At 71.3% G+C, this 8,623-nt stretch carries 6 protein-coding genes; all 6 read right to left on the bottom strand.

Features of this window, described 5'->3' with window-relative positions; genetic code table 11:
- Positions 1-304: 304 nt before the first annotated feature.
- Positions 305-1,459, bottom strand: a complete 1,155-nt coding sequence (locus tag ABTZ99_RS27295; protein WP_498774096.1) for a sensor histidine kinase — start codon at positions 1,457-1,459, stop codon at positions 305-307.
- Positions 1,449-2,126: a response regulator transcription factor gene (locus ABTZ99_RS27290; RefSeq protein ID WP_230566547.1), complete on the bottom strand. Its 678-nt coding sequence runs from the start codon at positions 2,124-2,126 to the stop codon at positions 1,449-1,451. Before ABTZ99_RS27290 ends, ABTZ99_RS27295 begins: the two co-directional genes overlap by 11 nt.
- A gap of 394 nt (positions 2,127-2,520) precedes the next feature.
- The gene (locus ABTZ99_RS27285; protein WP_499615110.1) at positions 2,521-3,153 is read right to left on the bottom strand and encodes a slipin family protein; all 633 of its coding nucleotides are present in this window, start codon (positions 3,151-3,153) and stop codon (positions 2,521-2,523) included.
- A 231-nt stretch (positions 3,154-3,384) separates the two neighbouring features.
- Entirely contained in the window at positions 3,385-5,283 is a 1,899-nt protein-coding gene (gene dxs / locus ABTZ99_RS27280; protein WP_498774068.1) for a 1-deoxy-D-xylulose-5-phosphate synthase, read from the bottom strand.
- A 75-nt stretch (positions 5,284-5,358) separates the two neighbouring features.
- Entirely contained in the window at positions 5,359-6,588 is a 1,230-nt protein-coding gene (locus ABTZ99_RS27275) for a class I SAM-dependent RNA methyltransferase (protein ID WP_499615107.1), read from the bottom strand.
- Positions 6,585-8,594, bottom strand: coding sequence for an APC family permease (locus ABTZ99_RS27270; RefSeq protein WP_499615104.1), 2,010 nt, complete (start codon positions 8,592-8,594; stop codon positions 6,585-6,587). The genes ABTZ99_RS27275 and ABTZ99_RS27270 overlap by 4 nt, the downstream gene beginning before the upstream one ends.
- Between the last annotated feature and the right edge of the window lie 29 nt (positions 8,595-8,623).

Genomic DNA, 8,623 nt, shown 5'->3' with positions numbered 1-8,623 from the left:
AGTTGTCCAGTAACAATCTCAAAGGAAACCTCTTGACGAGGTTCATAAATTTACTGGCTATTCGGCACGCTGTTGAGTTCTCAAAGAACACGCGCTCACCGTAGCTCATCGCTGTGCAGCGACTCGATCCGGGGCTGATGTTCGCCGCGCTCCGTTCCGGTCTCTCTCCGGCCCGTTCCGCGCTGGCAGAGAGAAAGTTACACCCCGCCCAACGCGGAGACAAATCGGGGGTCGGGAGGCACGTCTGCGCAGGTAGTACCCCCTGCGGCGACCCTCAAACCGGATCATGTGTGATCGGGACCACTCAGACTAGTTTTCCATGCGGCGTGGACGGCAGGTGCACGGCCACCGAGAGCCCTCCGCCGGGCACCGCCACGGCGTGCGCCTGACCCTCGTGAGCTGCGACGGCGGCCCGCACGATGGACAGCCCGAGCCCGGTGCCGGTGCGCGCGGTCCGGTCCGTGCCACCCCGGCGGAACGGCTCGAACAGCTCCTCCACCCGGTCCGGAGCGATGACGGGCCCGGACGACGACACCCGCAGCAACGTCCACTCTGGGCCGCCTTCGGTGCGCACCTCGATCCACCCGCCGGGCAGGTTGTGCCGCACGGCGTTCTCCAGGAGGTTCCCCGCGATCCGCTCCAGCAACGCCGGGTCGCCGACGGCGGGCGCCGGCGCGGTGAGGAACGAGACCCGCAGCTGGCGCTCCTCCGCCTCCCCCCGCACGGCACGCCACGCGGACTCGACCACGGCGTTGAGGTCCACCGGCTCGCGCACCGCCAATCCCAGCCCATCTGTGCGCGCGAGCAGCAACAGAGCGCTGACCAGCTGCTCGGCTCGTTCGGTGGCGGCACGCACCACGCCCGCCATGCGGCGCAGCTCCGCGTCGTCGGCGTCCGGGTCGGCGAGCGTGACGTCGAGCTCGGTCCGGATCACGGCCAACGGTGTGCGCAGCTCGTGGGAGGCGTTGGCGACGAACCGCCGTTGCGACTCGAACGCCGCCTGGAGCCGGTCGAGCATCTCGTCGAACGTGTCGGCCAGCTCCGCGACCTCGTCCCGGGGACCGGCCAGGCGCAGCCGCTCGCCGAGGGACTCGGCGGACAGCCGACGGGCCGCGTCGGTCACGTCGTGCACGGGCTGGAGCACGCGGCCGGTGATGGTCCACGCGAGCAGTGCCGCCGCGGCGACCACGCAGAGGAACGCGATCGAGCCGGATCGCAGCACGTCGTCCCGTGCCTGCTCGCCGAGCAGGTCCATCAGCGCGTCAGCCGCGACCTCACGACCGTCGACGACCACGGTGCTGCCCTCGGCGAAGCGGGGCGAGGAGGCGATGACCCGGCCGACGAGCAGCCAGCCGAGCAGGAGCAGCAGGCCGCTGACGAACGCGACCAGTCCGGTCGCGAGGAGGGTGAGCCGCGTCCGCAGCCCGGGTCCGCGCCTGCGGGCCAGCTCAGAGTTCAGCGGAACCTGCCGTGGGCACGCGGTAGCCCGAGCCGACCACCGTGTCGATGATGCCCGGTTCGCCGAGCTTCTTGCGCAGCGTCATCACGGTGACGCGGACGGTCGTGGTGAACGGGTCGGCGTTCTCGTCCCACACGCGTTCCAGCAGCTCCTCGCTGGAGACCACCGAGCCCTTGGCGGCCAGCAGCACCTCCAGCACGCCGAACTCCTTGCGGGTCAGGTCGACGGGCTGGCCGGCGCGGCGCACCGTGCGGCGGGCCGGGTCGAGCTCGACGTCGCGAGCGGTCAGCAACGGCGGCGTGGCCGGGGTGGCGCGGCGGGCGAGGGCCCGGACGCGGGCGACCAGCTCCGGGAAGGCGAACGGTTTGGCCAGGTAGTCGTCGGCGCCGAGGGACAGGCCCGCGACGCGGTCGTCCACGCCGGCGCTGGCGGTGAGCATCATGACCCTGGTCAGGGCGCCCGAGCTGAGGATCTCCTTGCACAGTTCGTCGCCGGACATGCCGGGTAGGTCGCGGTCGAGCACGACCACGTCGTACCGGGTCACGGTCGACTTCTCATGGCCGGTCTCGCCGTCGTAGGCGACGTCGACCGCCATGCCTTCGCGCCGCAGGCCACGCGCGATCGCGTCGGCCAACGGCACCTCGTCCTCGACTACCAGGATCCGCACCCCACAAAGGTGCCACACATCCCTGAGAAGGTGCTTAGCGTGAAGCTGTCGGGCCGCTGTCGAGGTGCTGTCGAGGGGCAAGGCGGGGCGAAGCGGTGGGTGGGGCGGGGTGCGTGGGAAAGATCAAAAGAGTCCTCGCCGGACGGGCAGATCAGCAGGATGACGGCGGGGTGGGTGGGTACGCGCCGGGTCCGTTGTGGTGCGGGTTTCGTGTCATCCCACCGACCTCCCTACGGGCTACCACACGTATCAAGGGGGCAGGCATCGGTGGAGGGGATGGGTATCGGTGCACAGGCCCCCTTGACACGCGCGGTAGGGCGGAGCCAGGTCGGCGGGATGACACGAAGCCCTTCCTTTGGGAAGGGCGTGGGCAAGGGCGCGTTAGTGGACGAGGTCAGCGGTTGCGTTCGACGACGACGGTGTTGGCGGATTGAAGGGCGCGCAGTTGGAGGAGGGCCGGGTGGTCCTCGGCCAGGCGGGCGGCGTTGAGGAGGGTGCGGAGGGCTGCTGTCTCGCCGCGGGCGCGTTCCAGGGATGCTCGGGCTTCCGAGCGGGCCAGGAGTTCGGACAGGGCGGCTTTGCGCAGTTCGGTGGGCATGACGACGTCGCGGACGGCGACTTCGCGCAGGTCGATGCCCAGGTCGGTGGCGCGGGTGGTGACGGCGGCGAGGATTTCGGCGGCGATGGCCGGGCGGGCCGGGTCGACCTCGTCGTGGGTGCGGGTCAGCACGGCGGTGCGCAGGGCGATCTGGGTGGCGAGGTGGAGTTCGACCTCGGGGGTGGCGGAGGCCTGGACGTGCTGGGCCGGGTCGGAGATCGACCAGACCAGGACGAGGGTGACGCGGATCAGGACGCCGTCGGAGGTCGGGATGTCCTGCCAGCCGGGGGTCTGCGACCGGGGGCGGATGTCGAGGTGGCGGACCTGGTGGCGGAAGCTGCGGCGGTGGCGGCCGGGGCCCAGGACCTCGACGAGCTCGCCGTGCCGGAAGACCACACCGCGTTCCCACGGCATGAGGGTGTGCTTCACCGGTCCTCCTCCTGCGTTGCGCGGACCGCGACCCCGGTCGTGGGGCGGTGGGCGGGAGCACGGGGCTCGCAGGGCCCCACGCCCCGTGGTCGACCGGGGTCGCGGCTTGGGTGTCGCAACCCGCCGCGTTGGCAACGCGCCTCTCTGAAAGGTTCGCCCGGCTGCGATCGCGGGACTCGGGTTCGGCAGTGCCGTCCGAGCCGCTGACCGGGCGGGAGGAGGGTAACCGGGCTACTTCTCGACCGTCGCGCCCATTTCCGCGGGCTCGGCGGCGACGACCCACTCGGTGATGCGGCGGGAGACGTCCTGGGCGGTCAGGCCGATGTCGGAGAGGACCTCGCTGCGTTCGCCGTGCTCCTGGAAGGTCTGGGGGATGCCCAGGTCGCGGAGCGGGGTGTCGACGGAGTTGTCGCGGAGGGCGGCGGCCAGGGCCCAGCCGAAGCCGCCGTGCCGGCCGTTGTCCTCGACGGTGACGACGAGGCGGTGGTCGGCGGCGAGGGCGACCAGGTCGTCCGAGACGGGGAAGACCCAGCGGGGGTCCACGACGGTGACGCCGATGCCCTGGTCGGCGAGGCGCTGGGCGGCGGCCAGGCCGAGTTCGCCGAACGCGCCCACGGTGACCAGGAGGACGTCGGAGCCGGAGCGGTGCAGGACGTCGACCTTGCCGATGCGTTCGAGGGCGGGCAGGTCGGGGCCCACGGAGGCCTTCGGGTAGCGGATGACGGAGGGCCCGTCGGAGATGCGGACGGCCTCGCGGAGTTCTTCGCGGAGCGTGGCGGCGTCGCGGGGGGCGGCCACGTGGATGCCCGGGATGAGGCCGCAGATGGAGAGGTCCCACATGCCGTGGTGGGAGGCGCCGTCCGGGCCGGTGATGCCGGCGCGGTCGAGGACCACGGTGACGCCCTGCTTGTGCATGGCGACGTCCAGCAGGAGCTGGTCGAACGCGCGGTTGAGGAAGGTGGCGTAGATCGCGACGACCGGGTGCATGCCGCCCATGGCGAGGCCGGCGGCGGAGGTCATGGCGTGCTGTTCGGCGATGCCGACGTCGAAGCAGCGCTCCGGGTAGAGGCCGGCGAACTTGTCCAGGCCTGTGGGGCCGCGCATGGCGGCGGTGATGGCGACCAGGTCGGGGCGTTCGCCGCCGAGGGTGGCCAGTTCGTCGGCGAAGACGTGGGTCCAGGTGCGCTTGGACGGGCCGATGTTCTCGCCGGTGATGGGGTCGATGACGCCGGTGGCGTGCATCTGGTCGGCCTCGTGGTTCTCGGCGGGCGCGAAGCCGTTGCCCTTGCGGGTGACGGTGTGGACGATCACCGGGCCGCCGAAGGACTTGGCGCGGCGCAGGGCCGACTCGAGGACGGCGTGGTCATGGCCGTCGACGGGGCCGATGTACTTGAGGCCGAGGTCCTCGAACATGGCCTGCGGGCTGAGGGCGTCCTTGATGCCGCGCTTGGCGGCGTGCAGTGCGGCGTAGACGGGCTTGCCGACGAACGGGGTGCCCTGCAGGGCGTTCTTGCCGCGCTCGAGGGCGCGTTCGTAGCCGGGCTGCAGGCGCAGCGACGAGAGGTGGTCGGCCAGGCCGCCGATGGTGGGCGAGTAGGAGCGGCCGTTGTCGTTGACCACGATGACGACGGGTCGGTCGGTGCCGGAGGCGATGTTGTTCAGCGCCTCCCAGCACATGCCGCCGGTCAGGGCGCCGTCGCCGACGACCGCGACGACGTGCCGCCGCTGGCCGCCGAGCTGGTAGGCCTTGGCCAGGCCGTCGGCGTAGGACAGGGCGGTCGAGGCGTGGCTGTTCTCCTCGACGTCGTGCTCGCTCTCGGCGCGGGAGGGGTAGCCCGAGAGGCCGCCCTTCTGGCGGAGCGTGTCGAAGCCGTCGCGGCGGCCGGTGAGGATCTTGTGCACGTAGCTCTGGTGGCCGGTGTCGAAGACCACCGAGTCGTGCGGTGAGTCGAAGACCCGGTGCACGGCCATGGTCAGCTCGACCACGCCGAGGTTCGGACCGAGGTGCCCGCCGGTCCGGGAGACCTTGTCGACCAGGAAACGCCGGATCTCGTCGGCGAGCGCGGGCAGCTCGTCAGGTCCCAGCCGTTTCAGATCCGCCGGTCCGTGCACGGATTCCAGCAGCGTCACTCGCTCCACCTCGCCCTGTGGTTCGGGTCCCCCGATTCGTCCGGTCAGTCTACGGACCACAGGCTGAGACGCCTGTCAGCGTGCGGGGGTCAGCAGGGCGATGCATTCCACGTGGTGGGTCATCGGGAACGCGTCGAACGCCCTGAGCTGGGCCAACTCGTAGCCGTGCTGGGCGAAGGCGGCGATGTCGCGGGCCAGCGCTGCGGGGTCGCACGCGACGTAGACCACACGGGAGGGTCGGCTGCGTGCGATCGCGGTCACCACGACCTTGCCTGCGCCCTTGCGCGGCGGGTCGAGGACGACGACGTCGGGCGGCAGGTCGGTGAACTCGGGTGATTCGAGCACGGCTTCGGTGCGGCCGGTGTGCCAGCTGATCTGCGGCTGGTCGGAGAGGTTGAGCCGGCCGTCGGCGACGGCGCCGTACGACGACTCGACCACGGCGACGGAGCCGCGGTGGCCGACCTGCTCGGCGAGCACGGAGGCGAACAGGCCGACGCCGCCGTAGAGGTCCCAGGCGCGGTCGCCGGGGCGGCAGTCGGCCCAGTCGCCGACGACCTTGGCGAAGGTGTCCGCGGCGGCGGGGTGGACCTGCCAGAAGCCGTCCGCGCGGAGGTTCCACGTGCGGCCGGCGGCCAGTTCGGTGGCCGTGCCGCTGCCTTGCCGCAGTCGGGAGGGGCCGGGGACGGGGCGGCCCCGGCGGATGATGGGCGGGCCGATCTCGGTGACGTGCGTCCGGCCGCCCGCGTCGCGGGTGACGACGAGCTCGGACTTCGGCGGCCACGTGTGGTGGACCACGTCGTCCAGGGCGCCCGGGACGGCGATCACGCAGTCGTCCACGGGGACGACCTGGTGGCTGCGGTGGGCGCGGAAGCCGGGGCGGCCGTCCGGGCCGACGGCCATGCGCATCCTGGTGCGCCAGTCCTCCGGGCCGCCGGGCAGGTCCTCGACGATGACCTCCCAGTCGAGCTTGGCCAGGCGGTGCAGCTGCTCGCTGACCACGGCGGCCTTCAGCTCGCGCTGGGCCTGCCACGACGCGTGCTGCCAGTCGCAGCCGCCGCAGAGGCCGGGACCGGCGAACGGGCACGGCGCCGGCACGCGGTCCGGTGAGGCCTCCAGCACCTCGACGGCGTCGCCGCGGCAGAACGAGCCGCCGGTGTCCTCGGTGATCCGCACGACCACCCGTTCGCCTGGCAGCGCGTGCCGGACGAACACGACGCGGCCCTCGTGCCGGGCCACGCAGTGCCCGCCGTGGGCGACCGCGCCGACCTCGACCTCGATCAGCCGCTGCTTCCAGGTCGCCGTCACTTGCCGTCCTTGTCTTGGCCGCGCTTGTCCAGGCCGCGTCGGATCGCGCCGGGCGCGACCACGTCGTCCTTGTCGGTCACCTTCGAGGATGAGGCCAGCTGCCACGGCACGCTCGTCACCATCACGCCCGGTTGGAACAGCAGCCTGCCTTTGAGCCGCAGCGCGCTCTGGTTGTGCAGGAACTGCTCCCACCAGTGGCCCACCACGTACTCCGGGATGAACACGGTGACCACGTCGCGCGGGTTGTCCGTGCGGACCCGCTTGACGTAGTCGAGGACCGGTTTGGTGATCTCGCGGTAGGGCGACTCGATCACCTTCAGCGGCACCTTGAAGTTCTCCTTCTCCCATTCCCGCACCAGGCGGCGGGTGTCGCCGTCGTCCACGTTGACGGTGACCGCCTCCAGCATGTCGGGCCGGGTGGCCTTCGCGTACGCCAGGGCCCGCAGGGTGGGCATGTGCAGCTTGGAGACCAGCACCATGGCGTGGTTGCGGGCGGGCAGCAGCTTCTGCCGCTCCTGCTGGCGCAGTTCCTCGGCGACCCGGTCGTAGTGCCTGCGGATCGCCGTCATCAGGGCGTAGAGGGCGGCCATCGCGGCGATGGCGATCCACGCGCCGTGCGTGAACTTCGTGATCAGCACGACGACCAGCACCGAGGCGGTGAGCGCCAGGCCGAACGCGTTGATCGACTGCGACCGGCGCATCCGGCGGCGGGCGTTGGGGTCGGTCTCGGTCTTGAGCAGCCGGTTCCAGTGCCGGACCATGCCGGTCTGGCTCATCGTGAACGAGACGAACACGCCCACGATGTAGAGCTGGATGAGCTTGGTGACCTCGGCGTCGAACGCGATGACCAGCACGATCGCGGCGCCGGCGAGGAAGACGATGCCGTTGCTGAACGCGAGCCGGTCGCCGCGGGTGTGCAGCTGGCGTGGCAGGTAGCGGTCCTGGGCGAGGATCGAGCCGAGCACCGGGAAGCCGTTGAACGCGGTGTTCGCGGCCAGGACGAGGATCAGCGCGGTGACCGTGGTGATGAAGAAGAACCCGACCGGGAAGCCCTCGAACACCGCGCCCGCGATCTGGGCCACCATCGTCTTCTGCTCGTAGCCCTCGGGCGCGTTGACGAGCTGGTGCGCCGGGTCAACGGCCATCTTCACGCCGGTGAGCTGGGCCAGCACGATCAGGCCCATCAGCATCGTGACCGCGATCAGGCCCATCATGAGCAGCGTGGTCGCCGCGTTGCGCGACTTCGGCTTGCGGAACGCCGGCACGCCGTTGCTGATCGCCTCCACGCCCGTGAGCGCCGCGCTGCCCGACGAGAAGGCGCGCAGGACGAGGAACACGAACGCCAGGCCCATCAGGTGGTCGTCCCCGGCCCGCAGCTCCAGGCCCGCGCTCTCGGCGCGCAGCTCGTCGCCCATGACGAGGCCGCGGAACAGGCCGTAGCCGATCATGAAGAGGACGCCGGCCATGAACGCGTAGGTCGGGATGGCGAACGCGCTGCCGGACTCGCGGATGCCGCGCAGGTTGATGGCGGTGAGCAGGACGATCGCGGCGACCGCGAACGCGGCCTTGTGGGTGGCGACGAACGGGATGGCCGAGCCGATGTTCGCCGCCGCCGCCGAGATCGAGACGGCGACCGTGAGGATGTAGTCCACGAGCAGGGCGCTCGCCACGGTGAGGCCCGCTCTGCGGCCGAGGTTGACCGTGGCGACCTCGTAGTCGCCGCCGCCGGACGGGTAGGCGTGCACGTTCTGCCGGTAGCTCGCGACCACCGTGAGCATCACGACGACCACCGCCACGCCGACCCACGGCGCCAGCGCGTAGGCCGACAGACCCGCCACCGAGAGCACGAGGAAGATCTCCTCGGGCGCGTAGGCCACGCTCGACATCGCGTCCGAGGCGAACACGGGCAGGGCGATGCGCTTGGGCAGCAGGGTGTGGGCTAGGCGATCGCTGCGGAAGGGCCTGCCGACGAGGAGGCGCTTGGCCGCGGTTGCGAGCTTGGACACGGGTCGAGAGCGTAAGGGGTGGTGACCGG

This window comes from Actinosynnema sp. NPDC002837 (genome assembly GCF_040295345.1).
Lineage (GTDB): Bacteria > Actinomycetota > Actinomycetes > Mycobacteriales > Pseudonocardiaceae > Actinosynnema.
Note: the sequence above shows the minus strand (reverse complement) of the source record. Positions and strands in the feature narration are given on the sequence as shown.